This is a genomic window from Tenacibaculum adriaticum, from assembly GCF_008124875.1.
GTDB lineage: Bacteria > Bacteroidota > Bacteroidia > Flavobacteriales > Flavobacteriaceae > Polaribacter > Polaribacter adriaticus.
Genome location: NZ_VNIA01000001.1, coordinates 845,368 through 871,409, shown reverse-complemented (window position 1 = coordinate 871,409; position 26,042 = coordinate 845,368). Strand labels below are relative to the sequence as shown.

General features: G+C 30.8%; 20 protein-coding genes. 2 read left to right on the top strand and 18 right to left on the bottom strand.

Annotated features, from left to right (window positions below; all coding sequences use genetic code 11):
• Nucleotides 1–10: 10 nt before the first annotated feature.
• Genes C7447_RS04045 through C7447_RS04035 form a run of 3 tightly spaced genes read right to left on the bottom strand, consistent with a single transcriptional unit; the run spans nucleotide 11 to nucleotide 2,965 of the window.
• Entirely contained in the window at nucleotides 11–2,404 is a 2,394-nt protein-coding gene (locus tag C7447_RS04045) for a TraG family conjugative transposon ATPase (RefSeq protein WP_148868992.1), read from the bottom strand.
• A complete protein-coding gene (locus C7447_RS04040) occupies nucleotides 2,394–2,675 on the bottom strand; it encodes a hypothetical protein (protein WP_148868990.1) in 282 nt (93 codons plus the stop codon). Before C7447_RS04040 ends, C7447_RS04045 begins: the two co-directional genes overlap by 11 nt.
• Nucleotides 2,676–2,677: 2 nt before the next feature.
• Nucleotides 2,678–2,965, bottom strand: coding sequence for a hypothetical protein (locus C7447_RS04035; protein WP_148868988.1), 288 nt, complete (start codon nucleotides 2,963–2,965; stop codon nucleotides 2,678–2,680).
• A 131-nt stretch (nucleotides 2,966–3,096) separates the two neighbouring features.
• Here C7447_RS04035 and C7447_RS14940 point away from each other — a divergent pair, with 131 nt between their 5' ends.
• Entirely contained in the window at nucleotides 3,097–3,243 is a 147-nt protein-coding gene (locus C7447_RS14940) for a hypothetical protein (RefSeq protein ID WP_246143011.1), read from the top strand.
• Entirely contained in the window at nucleotides 3,209–3,787 is a 579-nt protein-coding gene (locus tag C7447_RS04030) for an N-acetylmuramoyl-L-alanine amidase family protein (RefSeq protein WP_246143010.1), read from the top strand. The genes C7447_RS14940 and C7447_RS04030 overlap by 35 nt, the downstream gene beginning before the upstream one ends.
• A 170-nt stretch (nucleotides 3,788–3,957) precedes the next feature.
• On the opposite strand, the gene C7447_RS04025 is transcribed toward C7447_RS04030, so the two are convergent.
• The 15 genes from C7447_RS04025 to C7447_RS03955 form a co-directional block, all read right to left on the bottom strand.
• Nucleotides 3,958–4,575: a hypothetical protein gene (locus C7447_RS04025; RefSeq protein ID WP_148868984.1), complete on the bottom strand. Its 618-nt coding sequence runs from the start codon at nucleotides 4,573–4,575 to the stop codon at nucleotides 3,958–3,960.
• A 2-nt stretch (nucleotides 4,576–4,577) separates the two neighbouring features.
• On the bottom strand, nucleotides 4,578–7,727 hold the full coding sequence (locus C7447_RS04020) for an HsdM family class I SAM-dependent methyltransferase (RefSeq protein WP_148868982.1): 3,150 nt from the start codon (nucleotides 7,725–7,727) through the stop codon (nucleotides 4,578–4,580).
• Between the two features lie 179 nt (nucleotides 7,728–7,906).
• Nucleotides 7,907–8,569: a P-loop NTPase family protein gene (locus C7447_RS04015; protein WP_148868980.1), complete on the bottom strand. Its 663-nt coding sequence runs from the start codon at nucleotides 8,567–8,569 to the stop codon at nucleotides 7,907–7,909.
• Nucleotides 8,566–9,105, bottom strand: a complete 540-nt coding sequence (locus C7447_RS04010; RefSeq protein ID WP_148868978.1) for a hypothetical protein — start codon at nucleotides 9,103–9,105, stop codon at nucleotides 8,566–8,568. The genes C7447_RS04015 and C7447_RS04010 overlap by 4 nt, the downstream gene beginning before the upstream one ends.
• 6 nt (nucleotides 9,106–9,111) lie before the next feature.
• Complete coding sequence (locus C7447_RS04005) at nucleotides 9,112–9,390, bottom strand: helix-turn-helix domain-containing protein (RefSeq protein ID WP_148868976.1); 279 nt, start codon at nucleotides 9,388–9,390, stop codon at nucleotides 9,112–9,114.
• Between the two features lie 255 nt (nucleotides 9,391–9,645).
• Nucleotides 9,646–10,488: an RteC domain-containing protein gene (locus tag C7447_RS04000; protein WP_148868974.1), complete on the bottom strand. Its 843-nt coding sequence runs from the start codon at nucleotides 10,486–10,488 to the stop codon at nucleotides 9,646–9,648.
• A 257-nt stretch (nucleotides 10,489–10,745) separates the two neighbouring features.
• Nucleotides 10,746–11,663, bottom strand: a complete 918-nt coding sequence (locus tag C7447_RS03995) for a helix-turn-helix domain-containing protein (RefSeq protein ID WP_148868973.1) — start codon at nucleotides 11,661–11,663, stop codon at nucleotides 10,746–10,748.
• A gap of 9 nt (nucleotides 11,664–11,672) precedes the next feature.
• On the bottom strand, nucleotides 11,673–12,161 hold the full coding sequence (locus C7447_RS03990; protein ID WP_148868971.1) for an asparaginase domain-containing protein: 489 nt from the start codon (nucleotides 12,159–12,161) through the stop codon (nucleotides 11,673–11,675).
• Between the two features lie 39 nt (nucleotides 12,162–12,200).
• The gene (locus C7447_RS03985; protein WP_148868969.1) at nucleotides 12,201–15,653 is read right to left on the bottom strand and encodes a pyruvate carboxylase; all 3,453 of its coding nucleotides are present in this window, start codon (nucleotides 15,651–15,653) and stop codon (nucleotides 12,201–12,203) included.
• 81 nt (nucleotides 15,654–15,734) lie between these two features.
• Complete coding sequence (locus C7447_RS03980) at nucleotides 15,735–17,225, bottom strand: aminotransferase class V-fold PLP-dependent enzyme (RefSeq protein WP_148868967.1); 1,491 nt, start codon at nucleotides 17,223–17,225, stop codon at nucleotides 15,735–15,737.
• An 11-nt stretch (nucleotides 17,226–17,236) separates the two neighbouring features.
• Entirely contained in the window at nucleotides 17,237–17,740 is a 504-nt protein-coding gene (locus C7447_RS03975; RefSeq protein WP_148868965.1) for a hypothetical protein, read from the bottom strand.
• Between the two features lie 342 nt (nucleotides 17,741–18,082).
• Nucleotides 18,083–20,056 (bottom strand): protein-disulfide reductase DsbD family protein, encoded by a 1,974-nt coding sequence (locus C7447_RS03970; RefSeq protein ID WP_148868963.1) that lies wholly within the window; start codon nucleotides 20,054–20,056, stop codon nucleotides 18,083–18,085.
• 13 nt (nucleotides 20,057–20,069) lie between these two features.
• Nucleotides 20,070–22,877: a M16 family metallopeptidase gene (locus C7447_RS03965; RefSeq protein WP_148868962.1), complete on the bottom strand. Its 2,808-nt coding sequence runs from the start codon at nucleotides 22,875–22,877 to the stop codon at nucleotides 20,070–20,072.
• A gap of 225 nt (nucleotides 22,878–23,102) precedes the next feature.
• The gene (locus C7447_RS03960) at nucleotides 23,103–24,566 is read right to left on the bottom strand and encodes a TlpA family protein disulfide reductase (RefSeq protein WP_148868960.1); all 1,464 of its coding nucleotides are present in this window, start codon (nucleotides 24,564–24,566) and stop codon (nucleotides 23,103–23,105) included.
• Nucleotides 24,567–24,642: 76 nt separating this feature from the next.
• Nucleotides 24,643–26,040 carry a RagB/SusD family nutrient uptake outer membrane protein gene (locus C7447_RS03955; protein WP_148868958.1) on the bottom strand — a complete coding sequence of 466 codons (1,398 nt, stop codon included), beginning with the start codon at nucleotides 26,038–26,040 and terminating at the stop codon, nucleotides 24,643–24,645.
• Nucleotides 26,041–26,042 lie beyond the last annotated feature (2 nt).

Genomic DNA, 26,042 nt, shown 5'->3' with positions numbered 1-26,042 from the left:
GTTCTTGAGTTTAAGAATTAGTAAATATGTTAATGGCTTTTTCCATTGAACCGTGTTCTTCATATAAAGCCATAATTTGTTCGCTTTCTTTTCCATCTGTTAGATAGGCAGCAAAAACTTCTTTAGGCACTTCCAATCGAAAGATGTTGCTTTCATTACCTATTTTGATGAACATTTCGGTGTACTTACGCTCTCCAGTTAAGTTGTTGCGAATAGATTTTAATTGGTTTAAATCGTGGCTGGAGAGATTTAATCTTTGCTGTAGTTCTTGATACCCTTTTTCATTACGAAGGCTATAGATTACTTGTGTGTTTTCTAAAATACTTGCCGAAGTAGAATTATTCGGTAACTGATTGATGGATTGTAGAATAATGCCAATAGCTCCATTTTGTTTTCTGATAGCTTGGTAATAAAACTCTACGCTTTCCAATACATTCGCAAATTTTAACTGTTTGGCAAACTCATCGAATAAGATAATACCTCGCTCTGAACGGTTACGCCAAATGGTCCGTTGTATAGCTGATTTAATCAGCTTCAACATTACCGAAAGAATCTCTTTGTTGTCCTTGACTTCATCCATTTCAAAGACAATCATTCGTTTGTCTTCAATCTTATAGGTTTGGTCTTCCCTAACACTGAATAAAAAACTATACAAACCATCATCTACATACTCTGAAAGAATGTGTAAAAAATTATAAACACTAAAATGCTCTTCCTGAATTTTGAGTTCCTGAATAATGGTGTCTTTTTTTGAATCAACAAACTGGTATAAAGAAGCCAATGAATAATTATCGCTTATAATTTGATAGTAATAGCGAAGTACTTTTTTTATGGCTACCTCATGTGCTTTGGTAGCTTCTTTTAAAGCGAGGAGTTCTAATATAAATATTCCCAAGTCTTCTAATCGCTCTGGTGTTAAATCTTCTTTTGAAGATATATAGAACGGATTGATTCCTAGATTTTTTCCTTGCTCATATCTCAGAATGATATATTGTTCCGGGTAGAATTTGGCAAACTTTGAATAAGATCCTCCTAAATCAATAATTACCAGTCGGACCTTTTGCTCAAAATACTGTCGAAGTATATTGTTTGCCAAAAAGGATTTTCCTTCCCCAGTGGGTGCGAAAATGGCAAAATTCCTTGCTTTGATACGTTTCTTTTGCTCATCCCATACATCTTTTAAAACAGGAATGTTGTATTGTCTTTCATTAAAGATGATTCCAGTATCATCAGATTTATAGTTACTATTATTTATAAATAAACACAATGCGTGTTTTAAATCCGTTACATATAAATCTTCATTGGAAAAATTAGATGAAAAGCAAGCATAACTGTTCAGAAAATAGTTCTTCCTTTCTTCACCCTTTGGGTAATAAGGCACTATGTCCAATTCCTTAAACTCAGTCTTTATTTTAGAGGCAATCCTATTTAGTTCCTGAGCTTCTTGAGCCCAAAAGATAACATTAAGATGTCCACGAATTATTCGTGATGAATCGTCTTCATTAATCTGTCCAACGATATACTCAATTTTCTTCAGTACCACTTTATTTTGTGTGCCGAAATTAGAACTCTTGTTGAGCTCTTCAATTTTCTTATCCAGCAACTTTCGCCATTTATGCTTATCATCTAAATAGATGATTTGATTGACAGTATGATTCTCATTTAGATTTAATCCTAAACCATCAATAAAACCTTGATGAAAAATAAAATCATCAGAAGTGAACTTATCATTATTTTTACTGCTTTGAACAGCCTCACCAAAACACAACTCACTGTTTACAGCTAGTACATCAAAATAGTAATCTCCAATTTCAATATGCTTCTTTTTTAATTGTACATCGGTATCAAAATCGGTATTAAAGCCATTGAAGTAATTGTTGGTGTAATCTAGGATTTCATTTTGGCTCATTGGTAATATTGATACCTTTCTACTATTGTTAATAAAGGATACAGCATCATTCACAGCTTTCATAAACTCGGTTACATGGTGATCCATTTTTTTATGAATTCCCTTTTCAACTTTTCGGAATGGATTGATGAATTTGGCATTGTTAAGTGTTTTATTAAAAGGCATGATAAAGAATAGGTAACTTTGATGCTTTAGATAATCCCTACTTTTAAAATAATTGTGGGTAGCTTGTTCTAAAAAGGAATTATTAGGTAGTTCATTCGCATCATATTTTTCCTTTTGATAAACATCTTGCTTATGAATAACTGTGCTTGTTGGCAAAGATTTAAATGCCTGAAACCACGCTCCATGTATATCTTCAAAATCAGACTCAGACAGCGAATAAATTTCAGGTAAATTTCCCTTAAAACACAGCACAATATTTCCATTATTGGCAAACAACAGGTTGCCTTGAATATCTAGAATAGGGTGATATGCAGATAGATTAATCTTCATAGAAAAATAGAGAGTCTTTTTTAATACTTACAGTTTTTGGGAATACCTTTTTGAAATTTAGCAAGCCAGGGTTTCTAGCAAATTGCGTCAACCCAACAAATAATGTTGCATTAAACAGAAATACCGAGATAATGACTGTAAAGCTGAATGAAAAAATGATAAACAATAAGGAACCAATTACTGATGTCATTTGTAGTGCAAACAGCGAAATAGGCAAGCCCATAATCATTGCCCGCTTTCGGATGTTTTTATAAACCTCGTATCGTTTCATAACTATACCACAATTCCGATTAAATAGGTGAAGATGCCCACAACCGCTCCGGCTATGAGTACAAATACCAATACTCTGGTAATACCCTTTTTAAGGTCTGCATTTTCACCAAAGAAATGGCCTGCATTAAAAAGAAACCCTACTAAAAAGATAACTCCCAAAATGATTGGAAAAATGGATCTGATGGTATTGGAAATGTCATCTACAGAATCCTCAATGCCTCCAATTTGTGCAAACATGGAGGTAGAAATAAGTAATAATAACAATGTTAGATACAGTGATTTTTTCATATCGAAATAGATTTAAAATTTGTTAGTTTTTGATATTCGAAAAATACTGTATATTGTAGTTCAAATAACTGATAATCAGTTTATTGTTAATAAAATACTATTTATAGTAGGATGTGCCAATTTGGTGTGAAATGACATTAATTTATATGATAAATGAAATGTGGCTTGTTGATAACCCAAAAACTTTCGAGGTTAGTGAAACTAAAAAACGTCATTTTTGTGCTGTTACTGCTAAAAATCTGTTTGATTTTTGGTCAGAAAAAAGTGGTGGTAATTGATCCCGGACATGGTGGAATGGATTCGGGTACGATAGGTATAAATGGCCTCCTGGAAAAAGATGTGGTTTTAAATGTCACTAAAGAAATTTTAAAACTAAACAGGGTGTTTTTTAAAGAGGAACTAGATATTTATGTAACGAGGTCTACAGACACTTTAATTTCTTTATCTGATAGAAATAAATTAGCGAAAGGATTAAATGCAGATGTCTTTGTTTCTCTGCATTGTAACGCCTCACAAACTTTTTCAAGAGGTATTGAAGTTTATGTACACAATTCAGATAGAGAAAATACTAAAACCTCAATTGGCTTGGGGTTATCCATATTAGACGAAGCCACAAAAGAATTAAGGTTGAAAAAACGAGGCATAAAATTCAATAATTTTCAAGTGTTGAGGGAAGCTAATAATTATCCTGCTGTATTGGTTGAACTGGGCTTTATGACAAACACTGATGAAGCAGATTATTTCGCAAAAATAAAAAATGTTAGAGCTGTATCACTTTCTATTTTACTAGGAATTATTAATCATTTAAAATTAGGGTTATGAAAGAGTTTTTTAATGAAGTCCTTAAAAATCTAAAATATATTACATATCAAGTCTATTTAGAAATAAAAATATGGTTAAAATAAATTACATAATTTTTAATAAGTTTCTCTAGAAATGATGTTTAATATAAGTAAAAACCTTCGTAGAATGTCTCTGAAACGTCATTTAATTTATGCACTTAAAGAAGTAAAGTCAAAAATAAAATGTTTAATCAAGAAATCATTTGGATGCTGAGATTCGTAATAGTCATTATGTAAGTGATTCTCTTTTTTATTTAAAGATTCTATCTCTCTTCTGTCTTTCTTCAGAAGTTTATTTATTCCATAAACAGATTTATGTAAAGCCCCTTCTAAGACATATCCAAGTAGACATCCATTCTCATATTTTTTTGACAAAAAGTTGTCGATTCCGGTTTTTATATAACGTCGCTTTAAACTAGAGTCTTTTTCCTTTAGATTTTTGGCTTCCATATGATAGACATATTCAAGTTTAAAGCTTATAACCGCGAAACAAAGGTCAATTCTGGGTAGTTTAGCAGCAAAGCCTTTTTCCTTCTTTAAATCATCTTTGGGAAGATGTTTCTCAACATTAGAGTGAATATTCCATTCTAATCTGAGAGGATTGTCTTGAATATGTTGATGAAGTTCTGAAGTGATGTCATTTTCATCCCAGTTTAGTTTAACAACCTTAGTTTCTACAGCTGAAACATAAGATTCTGTTATCAGCTTAAAGCATTTTTCTTCAAAGCCTCTCTTGAAGCTGGCAACTATCACTTTGTTTAATCCCATTATTATACTTCATTAAGGATTTCCAGTATCAATTCTGAAGCATCTTCAATCGCCATCGATTGAGTCCAGAATCGTTTCTGATTGGGACGAACAATAAAAATCTCGTTGCCAGTCTTATAGTTTAATTTTTTTCTGAAGTAGATGTTTGTGCTTTGTTTAGTCCACAAATGTCTATCAAGTTTTTGTAGTTCTTGAGTCACATCCTCTTGGGATTTTAAAACTTCTTTTTCATTTTCTTCGAATGAAAGTTTCATTACTAAAAGAGGTGAAAAATGATTTGTCTCGAATACCGTGGCATTTGCAAATAGATTTTGCCCTTTTAAAAATTGATTCAACTTGCCACAAATCTTTTTAGAATAATCTTCAATACTACGAACGGGATTCAAAGCCTCTGACTTAGCTTTTGAATGAAACAAATCCATACTGTAGTCTAAAGCATCATTTAAAAGATTAATCTCATCTTCATTCAATCCAAAGCTTTTATTGATTATTCCTTCAACTGTTTCACTAAACGTAGTTATCAATTGGTTTCGCTTTTCTTCAATATTCCAGAAATCCAAACCTTTAATTTTCTTAATAAATTTTTCAGATAATTTCAGAATTTTGGTAATCTCAAATTCCTTTAAATTAATAGGGATTGAAAGGTATTCATTTTTCATAATCTGCTCTCTTTCTATGCCATAGGAAGAAATAGTCATAAACAAGTAATAACTACTCAACTTGGAATTGAAATATGAGTTTAAGACGTTAAGAATTGAGCTGTCATTTTTACTCGAATAAAAACCATAAACTCCATCTCTAAAAGAACAATCTACATCAATTAAGGATGAGCAAACACTATTTTTTTCTAATCCTTTTTTAACAACTATATGAGTGTTTACGAATGCCTGTATATCTCCAAGACGTCTGAAATGGGAAAGTTCTTCTATTTCATCAATGTCATTTACACTATAGAATGCTTTATAAAAAGATTTTGATTTCGGTGTTTTAACTGAATCCTTAATGTTTTTTAACCTCGAACTTTGCGTATAAAACCTTTCTATTGAACTAGCATCTAGATATGGTAGTTCAGATAATACTTTTGAATGCCTAGGCTCATCTTTCTTTTGGGTTAAAAGCTGAAAACCAACGCCTGATTCAATGCTATGTGTCTTGTTAAATTGCTCAATAGTTTGGTATTTATTATTATTCAATTTTTCTATCAATCTAAAGTCAGATAATCCGCCCCACATTGCAACTTTCCAGATTTTGGTGTCTTGCTTTTCACATTCTTCACGTGGTAAAAACTTTAAATCTGAACTATCGATGCTTACTCCTTCAATAACATTTGATTTAATAAAGGTTTTAGGTGCATAGTAAACTATAGTATTTGATTTCTTTTTAGGTGGGTGTTTTTGATAAAAAACAACACTTATTGGACCAGTAGCTGAACCAAATAATTGACCGCCAAAGTCTTTAGGTGCATTCCTTAATATTGAAAAGTTATAAATCTTCTCAACGTAGCACTCGTTGAAAAGCCACTTTCTAAAATTTTGATATGTTATCTTAGTATTGGTAAGGATTTTGGTATTAAAAATCAAGGCAATTTCCCCATTTTCAGAAAAGGTTGTCGCTTTATGCAAAAACGGCAATACCATTTCTTTAGCAAACCCATATTTATCACTATAATCTCTAATAGACTGGGATAGGTTTTTAGTGCCAAAAGGCGGATTTCCTACTACCAAATCAAAATCTATTTGTTCTACTTCTGGGTTTTGCTGAATAGTATCGCTTCGGAAGAGATTATTGCCTTGTTCAACAAGAGTATCATCCGAAGGGTCATTTATCAGATATGGTAAGCGATAGTCTTTATTTTGCCAAATTGTCTTAGGGTTTAAGTTGTCAACCAAAGCCAAATAAAGGCTAAATGCAGCAACTTTGATGGACTGCGGATGTATCTCTACACCAAATATGTTATCCGTTAATAACTTCTTCAATTTATTAAAGTCAGTAAGTTTTTCTAATTTGGCATTTTCGTAACGCTTAACCAAACGTTTAAAACTTTCAACCAAAAAAATACCTGAACCACACGTTGGATCTAATACTTTAACATTAAATTCTTTTTCTGTCCTAGAGATTGGTAATTTCTCATTTAATATGAGTTCAACTAGGGAAGGTGGTGTGTAATAAGTACCAGTATCTTGCTTTAAAGTAGGGTTTATTTCAGCAAGGAAATTCTCATAAATTTCACTCAACAATTCTATTTGAATAATACTAAAATCGAACAATCGTAAATCTTCAAAAAGATTCTGCTGAATTGAATTGTTATTACCATTGATAAAGCATTTTTTGACAATTTGTAAATGTTCTCTAGAAATTGATTCATTCTTATCCACTGTAAAAACATTACCGTTGAAGTATTCTTCTAGTTTTTGAAAAAGAGAATAAGTTTTATCTGCATCGTCCAAAATGTCGAAATAAGACTTTGCTCCATTTTTTATTTCCGAGTAGAATTTTTCATCAGTCGCACCCCTATCTTCTAAATACAGAAGAAATAGAGAACGCATTATTATTTTATGAATAAGATTAATTTCTAAACCTTCTTCCTGTAATTGCTTGGCAGTATGAGTAAGACTCTCTACAAGGTATTTGTCAACCCTTCGTTGAAGACTTATTTTCTTTCTTATTTCATATGCCTCCTCCAATGTCCAAATAATACCTGTATCAATGGCAATGGTGGAAAAGAGGTTTTGAAGTTGTTTGAGTTTGGTTTTATCTTTAAACTTGTAAGACTCAATTTCGAGTATTTTAAGCTCCTTCTTATAGTCAAAATCATCTGATTTGATTATAAGAGGTTTCTCGGCACAATTGTAAATACGGATTTCAGTTTCCGAATAAACGTATAGAAAAATTACCTTTTTGAAGTTCCAGATTTTTTTTTGAGCTTTTGCAATTTGATGAAGAGCTCGATCATCAAATTTTTCAACCTTTTTTAAAAAAACCGCAGGATAACTATTATTATTTTCGTCGGTACTAAAATAAATTTCATCAATACCGAAGTTTCTCACTTGATTCACTACAACCGACTGACTTTCAGAAATTTGATCAGATTCCGAAGTAACAGATATAGCCTTGTCCAAGCCTAAATTTTCTATTATATCAAAATCAATCATATCGAAAGTTATCCAAAATACCTGATAGTTAGTTACACTAATAAATTAATTCCAAAGGTACAAATGATTTTGTGATTTTAATAATTGAAGTTTTAATATTATTTGGAAATATTCCAAAAATTCTTGCCACCTATGAGCTATTAGAGATGATGAGAAGAAAATATAAAATTAATGATAATTCATTGCCTCTTATCTTTACTTCCCTTATCAAACCCTATCAAATTAAACAATTCTCGCATTCGAGAGCGCACCCGATTCCCATAACATTCTTCTAGTTCTTGGGCATTAAGGTTTGTTGTGGCATGGGTCTTTACTCTGTATTTTAAAAAAAAATCATGGCGGGATAATAAAACTTCACCTAACACATTACAGTCTTTACCAAAAAACCGCCCCACAGGTTCAACGCCTAAATCATCAAAACAATAAAATTTATTATCACCATAATCTTGAATGGTCTTATAACCTATATGATTAAACGCAAAAGTTATAATTCGGGCTGGTATTAATTCATAAGTTGGGTAATGAGGAGTAATATAACGAAGAAGCTTCATTAAAGAAGTTTTACCACAGCCTATTGGTCCAGAAAGTAAAATCCCCTTATTAATATCAATATTCATTTTTTTACAGGTTTTCCAGTCTCCAATTTGATAGTTACAAAGCTTGTAAAGAATTTTCTTGTCCTCTTTATATATTTTAAAATTTTCACCAAACAATAATTTTCCTTTTGCCTCTAGATAAATTAAAATTCTTTCAAAATCATACAAAATATGATTCCCTCTTAATTCTCCCAATGTGTATTTTATACCATCTTCTATAATAATATTTGGAGTTGAATGACTCATAGTGGTTCATTATAATTTTTATTAGTAGCTGTCCCAAGGTTGTCTAAATATTGGTCAACCTTTACTAGTTTGTTCAAGTTTTCAGGATCTTTCAAATTTGAGTTTTTAAAATCTTGCTGTTTGTTATTGTTTTTTTGATTTGTTATTGTTTGTATATGTTTATTTATAGATACCAGCGCTTGTCCAGCGCTGGTACAATTTTTGGTCTGGCTAGAGTCCATTACTTGTCCATTATTAGTACAAAAATTGAACATCCTTATTTTACTTCCGTGAAAAGAATTATGTGAAGGTAAATATTCAAAATACATCCAATGGTTTAACTCCTTTATACAGCGATGGTATGTGGTTTTTGAGCCAATTTTAGCAAGCTTCATTACATCATCTCTGTTGATGTAAAATTCATCTCTGAAAAAGTTTACATTCCATAAGTAGAATAAAGCAAAATACAAACTGATGTGAGTTGGATTTAATCTGGAATCTTTAGAAATATTTACAAACACAGCATTTAAGTGCTTTATATAATTAATAGTTCCCAAAACAAATTAGAATTTATTCTCTACTCTATTCTTTTCTAAGACTTGTATAATTTCCAGATAATCATAATACAAAACACCCCCTACTTTTGTATAGGGCAGTGTGCCATTTACTCTAAGATTCTGTAATGTTCCTGGTGATATACCTAAAAGCTCACGAACTTCAGGAGATTTGAGCCATTTCTTGGTAGGATTCCCTGAATGTTGATTGAATAATTGTTTGATTTCGTCTATAAGTTCTACTTTGAACTGATAGAGATCTTCTGAAGTGATTATTGTTGCTGCCATAGTAAAACGATTTAAATAAAAGAGATCATCGCATTACTTTCACCTAATTTTATGACCTCTTGACTGATTTGACTTTCGTTTTACAAAATTGAACTAGTTTAATAAGAATCTATCAGAGTCTAAACCGAGTTCGGATACTTTTAATTCATAAGTTTTCTTATATCCAAATTTCAATTAAACGTGAATTTCATACTAATTATATCAACCATTATAAGCAGAGAGTAAAAAAACAGAGTGTGAACCGAGTTCGGTTTTTTAACTATCTAATCCATCTTCATCATCCATTTTTTGTTTTAATTTTTTTCCTGCTTCTTCGAAAAATTTGATTTGTGAACCCTTACGAGATTTCAGTTCGTTATATGTTCGTGAATAGTTGCCTCCTGTTATTTGAAGAAACATCCCCAACTGATCTATTATCTTCCTTATGTCAATATTTCCATTATTTAGGCAACCCATTGCATGTATCCCATAAGTCATTTCAACAAAAGATGCATAACTTCCTGTCCAAAACAGATCATTCTCTTCGTTTATTGAAGTTAATCCTCTTTTTCTTTCACTTAACATTTTAAGTTCCCTTTTCAAATATTTCACAGCTAAATCATAAGCCTTAAATTGTGCAAGTGTTACATCTTTGGGTGTATTAAATTCAATATTTTCTGAGAAAAATCCGAAACCTATAATTGGAAAATCTTTGTTGGGTTTTCTTGTAAAATAGTATTCATCAAAATGAGTATGGTTCATTTGCATATATTGACCAAAATCAATATTGGTCAAAAAGAAATCATCATATCTCTTAAGTTGCTTTTTGATAAACTCTTTTTGTTTATCATTGGATTCTTTAGGGAGAAAGGTTTCGAATTCATAAATCTCTTTGTAATAAATTAATTTTGATAATGGAACTTGTTTTACTCTTTTGAAAAAATCTATTTCCTCCTTTACTGAGTTAAAACCTGTTTTGAATACTTTCTTACGAAACTTAGTTAATAGGTTTCTGCATGAAATAATGCTAAGGCAATTTTTTTTCAGAATTTGAGCATCAGACTGATGAATGTATTCCAATTCCCTTAAGAGTTCTTCTATCTCCTTTTTTAATTCCATAAGCTTTCATATGAACAGTTTAACCAACTGCAAATCGAGATAAATTACACAAAAAATTGAGCTAGAGTTTTTATGAAAATCTATTCCTATACACAGAAAGAAATAATGTATCTCTTAAATATTAATTATTTCAAAATACAACTATGAGTATACAATTATGAATGAGTGATATACAAAAATAATTATAGGGTAAAATCTAAACTTGAAATAAGAACGTATATCTATACGGACAAGAACGTATTTTTATACGTAAATATCTATTTACTTTTAATTTTGAAGCGCTTTATAAATTCGGTTTTATTTCTTGCTCCTGTTTTCTTAAATATGTTTGAGGCATGTTTAGAAACAGTACTCTCTGCAATAAAAAAATCATCTCCGATTTGTTTGTATGTTTTATTACCCAAAATTGAAACTGCTATTTCAATTTCTCGTCTTGTGAGCCTTTGATAGATAAGCTTAGACTCTATATGTTTTTGTTTATTCTCTTTATGAAACGAAAATATTTCAAACATTTTATTTTTATTTTCCAAAATATACAAATACCTATCTATTTCAATTGCCGTAATTGCATAGAATGATAAGTTCATTACCGAAAATGTCAACCATTGAAAATCTCCAATAACAGTTAGTAACGGTAGCGAAGCTATGCTAAAAGCACATAAAAGTGATAATTTACTTCTTCTTAGTGTAAATTTATTAGACTTGGGAGTCTTAGAAACTCTATCATAAAATGCCCATAAAAAATATAAACTTAAAAGTATTGCCGGAAATGTAAAAACTATCCTTGCTACATAAAGAGATTTCGTAAGAAAATAAGGTAGTAGAAATAAACATATAAAGCCCGTAAAGAGTATTATTGAAATATTGGTTACAGAAAGGTAAATTTTTAATATTAAAATATCATATTCTTTGTACAGGTAATATATTACATATATAATGAGTATTATAGAAATACTATATGTTATAATATATTGTAATATCAAAGGTCCAAAAAATTCTTTTGTCGGTAAAAAACCACCAGAAGTATTATAAGCTATAAACAAAACTCCTAGAACAATATATCTATCTGGATTTGAATTTTTGAACCTAAAAGATTGAAAAAAAGAGAATATAACAATAAAGATATCAATCAATAAATAGAAAAAAGTCGTCCAATGTATTGAAGTACCAAACATATTCCATCACTAATCTAATTTACTCTCAAATTGATTCCGCTCAACATTTTTTCTCACATTGTCCCATGTAAAAACTCTATTTTGTATTACTATATATACTCCTTCTTTTAGTACTTTAAATTGAGAAATAGCAAATTTTAAATTCGAGCTAGCGTCAGAATTTTCTTTAGTACCTAAAATAAAAGATCCAGTAAGAATTATCGTTTTGTTTATGTTCAATTTGGCTAAATATTCTGCTGTTTCTATCATTGTATATGTGCCGTGAGTGATAAGAATGTTTTTAGTTTCTTTACATTTGATTGTTTTTACAATAAGCTCTCTATCTGTTTTTGTTATACACCTACTATCTTTAGAAAAGAGATGTCTGATTGAATATCTAAAATCAATTCTGAACTTAGAGATTAGTTCTTTAATAGAAATTGTTTTACTAGTAATTTTTGCTGATTCATCAGTATAATCTAAGCCTTCTATAGTTCCTCCAGTCGTAATAATTAACATTTTTTCTATTTATTAATTTTTCTGTTATATGTATATTAATTACTTTAAAACGACAATCAAGTCATCTGTACTCACAAGTGTGCCACTTTTTTGTTCAATTTTATTTACTAATCCAGCTTCAGGTGCTACTACCGTAGTTTCCATTTTCATAGCTTCTATAACAAACAAAGGTTGATTCTTTTTAATTTCTTGTCCTTTCTTTACAAGAATACTAGATAATAAACCTTGTAAAGGAGCTCCAATATGTTTAGGGTTACCATTTTCTACTTTAATATTTTGAACAGATTCTACTTTTACGGATTTATCTTTAATTAACATATTGCGCAACTGCCCGTTGACTTTAAACAAAACACCAACATTACCCATCTCATCAGCATCAGCCACAGAAACCAGAGAAATTAGAACATTTTTCCCTTTTTCTATTTCTACCATAATTTCTTCACCTACTTCCATGCCGTAGAAAAAATTCTTGGTCGGTATATTTGTTACATTCCCATATTTTACATGGTTGTTATAAGCATCACAAAATACTTTAGGATATAAATTGTATGACAAAAAATCTGTAATTTCTAAATCTCTACCCATTCCTTTGGAGAAATTCTTTTTAAATACTTTAAATTCTTCTTCAAAATCAATAGGGTCTAAATGTGCATTGGGTCTTTCCGTATATGGTTTTTGGCCTTTTAAAATTAGCTTTTGAATTTTTTCAGGGAAACCACCAACGGGTTGCCCTAAATCACCATTAAAAAACCCAATTACCGATTTAGGAAACGATAATGAATCTCCTTTTTCTAAAACATCTTCTATGTTAAGATTATTGCTAATAAGGTACTGCGCCATATCACCTACAACCTTCGAACTTGGTGTTACTTTGACAATATCGCCAAAGAGTTGATTAACTTCTCCATACATTTTAGTTACTTCTGGAAATTTATCTTCCAATCCTAAAGCAATGGCTTGTCCTTTTAAATTTGAATATTGTCCACCTGGAATTTCATGACTATAGACTTCTCCTGTTCCCGCTTTTAAACCAGATTCAAAAGGATAATAATAATTTCTAACCAATTCCCAATAATCTGAATATTCAGCTAGTTTTTTACTATCTATATGATTTTCCCGTTCGTGAAAACGGAATATCTCAAGTATTGAATTAAAGTTTGGTTGAGATGTTAAACCAGACAAACCACCCAAAGCCACATCAATAACATCAATTCCTGCTTCAGCAGCTTTTAAATACATAGCAGCTTGAAGAGACGATGTATCATGAGTGTGTAAATGAATAGGAATGTTGATTTCAGATTTTAAAGCAGAAATTAATTCATAAGCTGCATTTGGCTTTAATAAACCCGCCATATCTTTAACCCCTAAAATATGAGCTCCCGCATTTTCAATATCTTTTGCTAGTTGTATGTAATATTTTAGGTTATATTTTGTTTTACTTGGATTCAATATATCACCTGTATAGCAAATAGAACCTTCAGCTAAACCATTCGTTTTAATACGTACGTGCTCAATACAAGGAGCTATGGATTTCATCCAATTTAAAGAATCGAATATTCTAAAAATATCTACTCCGTTTTCCCAAGACTGCTCAACAAATTTTTGTACTAAATTATCGGGATATGCTGTATAACCAACACCATTTGAACCTCTAATAAGCATTTGTAACAATACATTTGGCATAGCTTTACGTAGTAAACGAAGTCTTTCCCAAGGGTTTTCATGTAGAAAGCGAAGGCAAACATCAAAAGTAGCTCCACCCCAAACTTCCATACTAAAAATTTCTGGATGATTCTTCGCATAGCCTTCTGCCACTTGTAACATATCTAAAGTTCGCATACGTGTTGCAATTAAACTTTGATGTCCATCGCGCATTGTAGTATCTGTATAGTGCAGCTTTTTTTCGTTTTTAAGCCAGTTTGCAAATTTTTCTGGTCCAAGTTCTGTTAATAAATCCTTTGTTCCTTTAGGATATTCTTGAGATTTATCAAATGTTGGAACTTTTGGCTTTATAAACTTTTTATTTGCTTCTATTTTCTTGACATCTGGATTTCCATTAACAATAACTTCACCTAAAAAATCTACCAACTTATTGGCTCTGTTTTTAGATTCGGGAAATTGGAACAAGGACGGTTCGTTTTTAATATAATTTACTGTGGTTTTTCCTTCTCTAAAAATAGGATCCTTTAAGATATTATCTAAAAAATAAATATTTGTTTTTACCCCTCTAATACGAAATTCAGACAAGGCTCTTCGCATTTTTCTGCAAGCTCCATCAAGTGTTCTGGAACTTGCAGATACCTTAACCAGCATAGAATCAAAAAAAGGTGATATTTTAACCCCTTGATAAATACTTCCTGTATCTAAACGTATTCCAAATCCTGATGCGCTTCTATACGTTGATATTGTACCATAATCTGGTTTAAAGTCGTTTGTTGGATCTTCAGTTGTAATGCGGCATTGCAACGCGTACCCTGTAAGTTTTACAGCTTCTTGGTTTTCAATTTTTATTTGTTGGTCGAAAAGTTTATATCCACCAGCAACAAACAATTGTGTTTTCACTAAATCAATATTAGTAACCACCTCTGTAACAGTATGTTCAACTTGTATTCTTGGATTAACTTCAATGAAATAAATACTGCCGTCATCATCTAACAAAAATTCAACAGTACCTATATTATTATAGTCAACTGCCTTACATATTGCTATAGCGTGCTCATAGAGCTTATTCTTGGTTTCTTGTTCTAATCCGTAGGAAGGTGCATACTCAATAACTTTCTGATAACGTCTTTGAACGGAACAGTCTCGTTCAAATAAATGCACCATATTTCCATGTGAGTCTGCTACAATTTGGACCTCTATATGCTTTGGATTTTCAACATATTTTTCTAAAAAAACAGTATCATCTCCAAAGGCATTTAAAGATTCCCTTTTCGATTCGTTGAAAACTTTTTCCAATTCATCTTTAGACCGAATAACACGTATACCACGTCCTCCTCCTCCTGATGCAGCTTTAAGCATAACAGGATATCCTATTTCTTCAGCTTCAGATAATGCTATATTTATATTAGTGAGATCTTTTTTATTACTTTTTATAATAGGAATATTATTTTCTACAGCTACTTTTTTTGCTGTTATTTTATCTCCAAGTGCTTTTAAAACAGATACTTTTGGACCAATAAAAATGATATTATTATCCGCACATTTTTGGGCAAACTCTGCGTTTTCTGATAAAAAGCCATACCCAGGATGAATAGTGTCCACTTGATTTTGCTTTGCTACTCTTATAATAGCTTCAATATTTAAATAAGGTTTTAAAGGTTCGTTATCTTCACCTATTTGATAAGATTCATCAGCTTTATATCGGTGTAATGAATAACGGTCTTCAAAGGTGTAAACCCCTACCGTTTTGATCCCAATCTCTACGCAAGCTCTAAAAATTCGAATGGCAATTTCGCCTCGATTTGCAACTAAGACTTTTTTTATTTTCATTGTTAATTGATGGATTTTCTATTAAGATAAAATTGATTCTATTTTCAATGAAACATTTAACAATTAGGTTTTATATATCTACTATAATCTAAACCAATTAGAAATAATTCGTTCTTCTACATTTATTAAATTACCAACATGCTCAAATTCATTTTTAACAACGTTATATTTATAATCTTCACGCCATGTGTTTATATTTTCTGCTACCTTTTTAATGGCATCACATATAAATTCTATTTCTTCATTTGTCATAGTTGGATGAATAGACATTCTAATCCATCCAGGTCTTTCCATCAAATAACCTTCTAATATTTTTTGTTCTATGACTTTAGATGTTTCTTGATTTACATTTAACAAATAATGTCCATAAGTGCCTGCGCATGAACAACCACCTCTGGTTTGAACACCAAAACGGTCATTTAACAATTTGACTACTAAATTATAATGTTCATTTTCAATGTAAAATGAAAAAATACCTAGCCTCTCTGTATGATCTGATGCTAAAATTTTTAAATTACTTATTTTGGAAAGTTCATTAAAAATAATTTCATTGAGTTCATGCTCTCTGTTCAAAATATTATCAACACCCATTTGTTCTTTAAGTCGTATTGAGAGTGCTATTTTTATGGCTTGTAAAAAGCCTGGTGTTCCACCATCTTCACGGGTTTCAATGTCATCAATATAATCGTGATTTCCCCATGGATTGGTATAACTTACTGTACCTCCTCCAGGATTATCAGGAACTAAATTTTTATAAAGTTTTTTGTTGAATATTAATACCCCAGAAGATCCTGGTCCACCCAAAAATTTATGTGGTGAAAACATAATAGCATCTAAATATTCATCTTCTTTTTCTGGATGCATATTGATGTTTACATAAGGGGCTGAACATGCAAAATCCACAAAACATAATCCGTTGTTTTGATGCATGATTTTTGCTATTTGACGGTAGTTTGTTCTAATACCTGTAACGTTAGAACAACCTGTAATTGCAGCTATTTTTATGGGAACTTCGTTGTGTTCTTTCAATAATACTTCCAAACTTTCTAAACAAGGAAAGCCTTTTTTGTTTGAAGGAATAACCCTTACCCTAGCTATGGTTTCCAACCACGAGGTTTGGTTAGAATGATGTTCCATGTGCGAAACAAAAATTATTGGGCGTTTTTCTTCTGGTACTTGAGTATGGTCTTTTAAATTTTCTGAAACCTTTAACCCTAAAATACGTTGAAATTTATTTATAGCTCCTGTCATACCAGTTCCTACTGTAATTAACACATCTTCTTTACTAGCATTAACATGTCTTTTTATAATGTTTCTAGCTTCGTGATATGCTAGAGTCATTGAAGATCCTGTAATAGATGTTTCTGTATGCGTATTGGCTACAAAAGGACCTATATCATTCAGTATTTTCTCTTCAATAGGTCTATACAGGCGTCCACTTGCGGTCCAATCAGCATATATAATTTTTTTTCTTCCATAAGGTGATTCAAAATATTCATCTATCCCAACAATATTGTTTCTTAAACTTCTAAAATATCTTTCTAAATTTGTATTGTTTATTTTTTTTTTCATACAATAATTATTTATTGGTTTGAAAAATTTCTATTGATTAAAAGCGTTGCTTGATTTGACATTACACATTGAATTAAATTATAGTGTTTAAATTTTTGTATAAGCTTATTTGTTTCTGTCATGTCGCATATTTTTTCTACAATTGTATATTCCTTGTTTATATCTATCACTTTAGCATTGTTAAGATTTAGTATTTCTTGAAAGTTGTTTTTTTCTAAATAGACTTTAGTATCAAATTGAAATAAGGTAACACATCGTTGTAAAGTTTGGCTACTACTTACTAGATTAACATTTTTTACTTCATCTATATTTTGAATTTCTTCTATAACATTTTGTAATAACTTTTGGCTTGTCCATATTTCAATAATGATAAGCCCAAATTTATCTAATGCAGATTTTGAGGTTTGAATTGTATCTAATTTTATTTTTCTATGTTGAAAAACATTTAAAACCATTGGAAGTATTTTATTCCAATTTACCGTTTCAATATATAATGTTAAACTTTCTGATTCCATCACTTTTTATACTTTCAATATACTATACACATTTTAAACAATCACTCCGGTAACTACACCGGAGTGATATCAACCAATCAAAACATCAACCATAACTAAAAAATTAATATTAATTAGTGATTGAATTTTTAAAAATTATTTACCTTTCTCTCGAACCAACTTCATAATAGTTCGATTCTTTTTTTTATGTTGAGTACCGCAATCTTTAGGTATCTTATTACAACTAAACTTGAATAATAATACATTAAGCACCAATAATATTATTAGTATGTATAGAAATGTCATTACTTATTGAAAATTTTGTAAACTCCAAATATGGGCTGTATTACTATTTAACTACGTTTATTTAAAATTAGAAATCCCTTCTTTTAACCATTTAAGATACTCATTTGCATCTGGAGTATAGGCTATAGGTTTTATTAGATTTTCTTCATTATGATTCATCAGAACATAGAATGGTTGTGAATTTGCCTCATATTTTATGGTTTGAAGTTCACTCCATTTTTGTCCAATATATTTAAGCTTTTTACCAGGACGTAATTCGGATTCTACAATTTCATCAGTTTCTAACTTTCGCTTATCATCAACATAAAGAGATATGAGTATAACCTCATTTTTAAGGGTATTTAAAATTTCTGGTTTTGGCCATACATTTTGTTCCATTTTTCTACAGTTTACACATGCCCAACCTGTAAAATCTAGCATAACAGGTTTATTTACTTTTTTGGCATATGCTACCCCAGTATCATAATCGTTAAAAGCTAAAATATCGTGTGGTGCTAATAAATGTGCTCCATCGGGTAAATCGCTATGATCTATAGATGCTGAACCATTCCCAATTTTTGTAAACCCTACCCCATAAGGTGATTCACTATATTCTTGTGGTGGTGGAAATGCACTTATTAAATTTAAAGGCGCTCCCCATAAACCTGGTATCATATATACAGTAAATGATAAAACGACAAGACCTAAGCCTAATCTTCCTACAGAAATAGATGTTAAAGGAGAATCGTGGGGTAACTGAATTTTCCCAAATAAATACAATGTCAATATACCAAAAATTGCAATCCAAATAGCTAAAAATACTTCGCGTTCTAACAAATGTGCTTGTAAAACTAAATCGGCTTGCGATAAAAATTTAAATGCTAATGCTAATTCTAAAAACCCCAACACCACTTTAATCGTATTTAACCAACCACCCGATTTTGGTAACGAGTTTAACCATCCTGGAAAAGCTGCAAACAGTGTAAATGGTAATGCAATTGCTAATGAAAACCCCAACATACCTATGATTGGAGCTATACCTCCTTTTGAAGCAGCTTCTACTAATAAAGTTCCAACTATAGGACCAGTACACGAAAAGGATACTATAGCCAATGCTAATGCCATAAAAAAGATCCCTACAAGACCACCTCGATCTGCTTGTGAATCAACTTTATTTGCCCATGAACTTGGTAGTACAATTTCAAAGGCTCCTAAAAAAGATACTGCAAAAATGACTAACAAGAAGAAAAAGATAATGTTAAACCAAACATTTGTAGCTAACGCATTTAAAGCATCTGCTCCAAAAATTCCTGTAACTGCCGTTCCTAAAAGGACATAAATAACAATAATACAAACTCCATAAATGATGGCGTTTTTGATACCAGCAGCTTTATTTTTACTTTGTTTTGTAAAGAAGCTTACCGTCATCGGTATCATAGGAAACACACACGGTGTTAATAAAGCCGCAAAACCTGATAGGAATGCTATAAAAAAGATAGCAAAAAGCCCTTTTTTAGAATCTGTATTTGATTCTGATACATTTAAATTTGTTGTGGTGATGGTGGTAGAAACTTTATCTGTTTTAACAGAAGTAGCTGCTGTTTTTCCTGAAAGATTAAAAACTAAATCTACCTCTTTTGGAGGTATACACCTAGTATTATCACATGCCATAAATTCTACAACTGCATTTATGATTGATACCCCTTCTTCAACTTTTACTTTTTGTTTAAAAGTGGCTGTTTTTTCAAAGAATTTTATTTTCATATTAAAAACAGGATCGTTTACTGTATGACCTTCTTCTTCGGAAGTATTACCTAGGGTTTTGAAAGTCTCTTTAGAATCATCAAAAGAAAAAAATGTAGGATTAGGTCCATTTTTAGGAACGTTTTGCGAATATACATGCCAACCACTTTCAATAATTGCTTTTGAAACTAATTCATACTCGGTATTTGAAATTTTATTTACCGAAGTAGTCCATTTTACGGGGCTTAATATTTGTGCTTGACAAACACCAAAGGCAATAAATGCAATGAATAGAATTATTTTTTTCATGTGTTTTTAAAATTTATTGTGCTGGTTTAAACACAATTTCATAGTTATTACCTTTTTTTACAATCTGTTCTGCCATTTTTTTAATATCCTTGTCACACATCTTGTTTACGATGTCTTCAAAGTTTTTTGTATCATTCATGTTGTAATCAAATCTGTAATAATTTTTAAGCAATTGCATATCATAATTGTTTTTGTCTTTTGATTGCTCTCGCTCTTTTATAAAATTGGTTTTTATTTTATTTAAGTCATCCTCTAAAATATTTCCTTTAGCAATTTTTTGAAATTCGTTGTTTACAATCTCAACTAATTTATCGGCCAAATCTGGATTACAATCAAATTTAAAAGATACTTGTGCCAAAGATTTTGGTTCTCTTACTAAAGTTGCATTGGCATTTGGACTATATGCACCACCTTCAGATTCTCTAACCATTTCTGTAACTCTTAATTGTAAAATATCACCCAAAGCTTTCGTGTAAACTGCACTTTTTAAGGTGTATGGCATTTCTTTTTTATAGACTATGTTTACTGATGCCTTTGGGTCTTCCATTTTTAAATAAATATCTTTATCTATTGTTTTTGAAAGCCATTTAGCGCCATTGTCTTTAAATGTTTCTTTCGTATTCTTTGTTGGTAGGCTAGCTAAATACTGCTCTAAAATTGGTTTTAGCTGATCTTCCTTCACATCACCAACAATAAAGAATTCAAAATCTGAAGCATTTGCGAATCTATTTTCATAAATAGATTTTATTTTTTCAAACGAAATATCATTGGCATACTCCTGATTGAAAATGCGTTTTTTAGGATTGTTTTTTCCGTATACAGCTACAGTTAAACTATCTTTTATTTTTTCATTTATATCATTACTTCTGGATGTAACATAGTTCTTCAAATAACCTAATAAAACTTTATACGCTTCTTCATCAAAACGAGGTTTTACAAACTGAAGATAGGTTAGCTGTAACATGGTTTCAACATCTGTTGTATTAGAAGATCCAAAAATATTTTCATCTATTTCACCTAAACTAACTCTAACATTTGCTGTTTTTCCTGCTAATATTTTCTTTAAATCGGTCGCATTAAAATCACCTAATCCTGAAAGGAAAATTAAATCACTTATTAAACCTGCAGATGGTAAGTCTTCATCATTTAAAAGGGATGTACCGCCATAACTAACCGCATTTAAAGCTACATTATCTTTTTCTTTATCGGTAAACTTATAATGCACTTTTACACCATTGCTTAAAGTAAATGTAGTAGAACCAATTTCTGAATTCTGTACTGTTTCCTCTATGGTTCCTGCTTTAATGTCTAAATCTGACACCAACTTTTTTCCAGCTAAAGCTTCTATATATGCCGTAATATTTATGTCGTTTTCTACTTGGTCAATAATTTGATTTGCAGATTCTTCGGTTAAGTTATCATGACCTTCCACACCAACAACATATAAATATCTGTTGTTTTGAGTGTATAATCTTTTAATAGTATTATGTAGCTCTTCGATAGTAATTGTATTTAACAATTGCTTTGCTACTTCGTATTCTTTCTCTATATCTGTAATAGTACTATTGTATAAGAAATTACTTTGAATACTTTGCTCTATCAACGCATGGTTTATATCATTCTTCTTTGCTATTTGATTTTTATATCTGCTATTAATTTGTGCAACAGACCTAGCCATTTCTGGTTGAATAAATCCAAATTTAACGGCTCTAACAACTTCAGTTAAAGCTGCCTTAAATGCCCCTTTTTGTTGATTTTCTTTTGGATAAATTTCTAAACTAAAATTATTAGAGGTTCTTACCATAGATGGTCCGTATCCAGTAACCGCTGCCAAATATGGTGTTTCTGGATTTTGTGCTTTTTCTGCAATTCTTGCCGATAGTAAACTTGTAGCCATAGATTCTAACAATTTCTGTTTTAAATCTGCAACTGTTTCTGGTTTAAAGATTCTTTTATGTCGAATACCAAAACTTATTCTTGCTGTTGAAACTTCTAGGTCTGTTCCTAACCCAAATAACATTTTCTCATTATCTGGGACATGAACTGTAAAACGTTCTCTTGGTTTTTTAACTGCAGGAATTTTTGAAAAGCTTTCTTTAATTTTCTGCTCTATTTCATCTACATTCACATCGCCAATAATAGCAATCGCCTGTAAATCTGTCCTGTACCAATCATGATAAAAATCACGCAAGGCTTTATAATCAAAACCCTCAACTACAGACATTAAACCAATTGGTAAGCGTTCTGCGTATTTTGATTTATTGAAAAGTACTGGTAACGATACTTCAAACAATCGTCCTTGTCCACTTTGGCGTGTACGCCATTCCTCCTTTATTACACCACGTTCTGCATCTATCTCTTCATTTGTTAACAACAAATAATTTGACCAATCTTTTAAAATAGTTAAGCTAATATCTACCAAACCATCTTTGGTAGGAATGTTGTTTAAGTTGTAAACGGTTTCATCAAAACTTGTGTAAGCATTAATGTCTTTACCAAAAACAGCACCCTGTTTTTCTAATGTATTTAGTATGCCTTTGCCAGGAAAATTCTTGGTTCCGTTAAACGCCATGTGTTCTAAAAAGTGTGCCAATCCTCGTTGGTCTTCATTTTCTAAAATTGAACCTACATTTTGAATAATATAATAACTAGCAGCATCTTTTACAACATCAGTACTTTTTATATAGTAAGTCATACCGTTAGATAATACTCCTTTTTTTACAGTAGTATCTGTTGCTAAAGTTTGACTTAAATCTAAAGTTTGGGCATTAACAAATAAACTTACTGTTAATGCAATGAATAATAATAAAAGTTTTTTCATGTTTTTATTTATTAAAAATAAATGTTTTATTGAAGTCTATTTTTAAAAAGGGTTATTTTAAAAATAACCCTTTTATGATCTTTCACTTTTTTGTTTGACTAATTAATTCAAAGCTATAACCTTAGAAAACAAAGTTTATGAGAAGATTAAATTTAAGATCTTTTAATAGTTATTTAGTTTTAGAATTCGAGATTACATAATAATCAATTAAACATTGTTTAACTTTTAAAGATTTTCTAATTGATTTAGCATCGATCTAACCGTTTCACTAGAAGGTCTATCAGCATTATTATTTATAACAACGCCATTTGGATCTAACAATACAAATCGTGGAATAGATTCAATAACTAATAATTTTGCAACTTCTTGATATGATTTTTCATCCATCATTACCTGAGTCCCTGTTAATTTCATATCTTTTACCATATTTTTCCATATTTCAACATCTCTATTTCTATCTGTTGAAATACTAACAAAATTGATATTTTTACCACGATATTCTTCCTCTAACTTTTGTAGATAAGGAATTTCCATTTTACAAGGTCCACACCACGTTGCCCAAAAATCGATATAGGTGTACTTACCTAATAAATCCTTTTTCCCAAAAGGTTTACCATCTGTATAGGTTGCGTTAAATTCTGGGAAAGGTGTAGAATTTAACGTCAATACTCTATTTATAGTTTCTAATACTTCTTCTCTTCTCTCTTTATTTTGTATTAAATGTGCTGTTTCTTTTACCAATTTGTGTTCAGAATACAGCATTTTTTGTTTATGTAATCTGTATAAAAAAGCATCGTAAACTAAAGTATCTGGAATTAGTTTTTTATACTCATCTATTATTTTATACCAATGCGGTTTTTTGTTATCTTCTGTACCCCATGCATTAACATTTAGTTCTGGATACTTATTAGACATGATTAGTTCTAACCAAGTCATATATTCATTTTCATTTAATGTTAAAAGTTTACTATCATTAATATTAAACTTTGAAACGACATCGCTATATCCTTTAGGGAAAATGGTATCAATTTTTACATCTTTTAAAGTTCCTGTAGGGTCATATGATGTAAGTAATGAAGGGTTAGCACTTATTCTGGTTCTTACATTCTTATTTATTAAATTTTCTATAAGCATATTGTTTTCGTTCCAAAAACGCTCATAATGCAAAAAGTCTGGATGTGCATTTTTTGTGGTATTTTCATCTAACAACTTTGAAAACTTCTTTTCTCTACTTTTAAAAATGCTATCTACTTTTGTGTTGGGCATTGCCAACAATTTTGGCATATTTATATTTAATGCATCTAATCGATTAAATTCACTACCTTTTATAGTCAAATAATGATTTTCTTCGCTCCTATCACCAGAAAATTTGGTTGCTTTTATTTTATCTTCATTTTTAGTATTGTAGGATACATAAATACTATCTCCTGGCATACAAAATAATGATTGGTTCATATCATTAGAACCCATTATAAAATATTTAGGATTACTTATTTCAGTATTAAATTGAAATTTTCCTTCTTCATCTAAATCTACTACTAATTGCTCGTCACCAATTAAATAAAATTTCCCATCAGTATAATTCTCAATTTGTCCAGCAACAATTAATGAATTGTCTATTTCTTTAGTTTCTTGCTTACAAGAATTTAAAAAAATCATAGCTGTTAATGCGATTAATATTTTTTTCATTTTACTATTTATGTTGTTTTTCTAAATTATTATTTTATAAAACCCAAATTCAATAGTTATTGAATTTGGGTTTTTTTTAGTTTTCAACTGGATACCCTGGGTTTTGAACTACAAGACCTTTCGATAATTTTAAGGATTTAGGGGGTATTGGAAGTATAAATTGACTCACACCATTTGTTGCAACATCTATTGTTGGTTTTATAGTTGAAATATCTATATCTCCTAATACGTGATAACGTACCATATCAAACCATGGCTGTGCATCTTCAAAAGCTAAATCCAATAATTTTTCAGTTCTAATATCTGCTAATAATTGATTGGCATCTGATGCTGCTGTACCTGGTAATCCTACTCTTGCTCTAACAACATCTAAAGCTAATTGTGCTTCTGAAAGAGGTGCACCACTTCTTACTAAACATTCGGCTTGTATTAAATAAACTTCAGCTAAACGCATATAGAAAGTTCCAGAATGTCCTGAAGGAGCATCAGGATCATTAAGACTTGCATATTTAGTGATTGTCCCCTGAGATGTCATAATAATTTCTCTTCTTGGGTCATTAAGCGGCATTAAATCCATGTAAATAGGACTTGCCTTAACAAGAAAAGGCAGAAGAAGAGGTTTTACGTTTCCGTTACTGTTTTCTGTACCATCCCAATGATTTACCAAAATAGCCTCGTTAGAATTAAAAGTATTCTTAAAAATATCTTCGTATGAAGCTTCCCACGAAAAATAACCACTATTAATTACTTCTTTACAAAGTGCTGCTGCTTCAACATACGCATCATTACCCCCATAGTATGATAAAACTCTCGCTTTAATAGCTTTAGCTGCCTCTTTAGAGGCATAAACTGCAGTGTTAAATGTTGGTGCATTTTCTATTGCAAAATCTAAATCAGATAATATTAAATCATACGTTTCTTGAACTGTACTTCTTGGTTTAGCAACAATCGCAGCATTAGGATTAGTATGTATTACCATACCATAACTAGAATTTTTATCCCAAAATTGACCATAAGATCTTAAAAGATTGAAGTACGAAAAAGCTCTTAATAAATGTGCTTCTCCTAATATTTCTGCTTTTCTATTACCTTCAAACAAATCATTATCAATAGTTGGCACTCCTGCTATTATATAATTAATGGCATTAATTGCTTGAAAAGGATCACTATAGTGATTTAATGTAGCTATTTCTGAATTCAGTAAATTTGTTGAGAATGGAGAATCTCCAAATGGAGAGACTAACTCTATACCCATTTGACCATGATCTGTAGCGTTCCAAAGCCATGCTCCATAATTTAATAATGTTAAATTATAAACTCCAACCAATGCTTGTTCTGCACTTTCAGAATCAGAAAAGACAAGTTCTGTACTTATTTGAAATTTAGGTTGTATTTCGTCTATATCTGTTAATTCACATGAAATTAACCCTATAAACAATAGTAATGTACCTAAATAATTATATGTATGTTTCATAA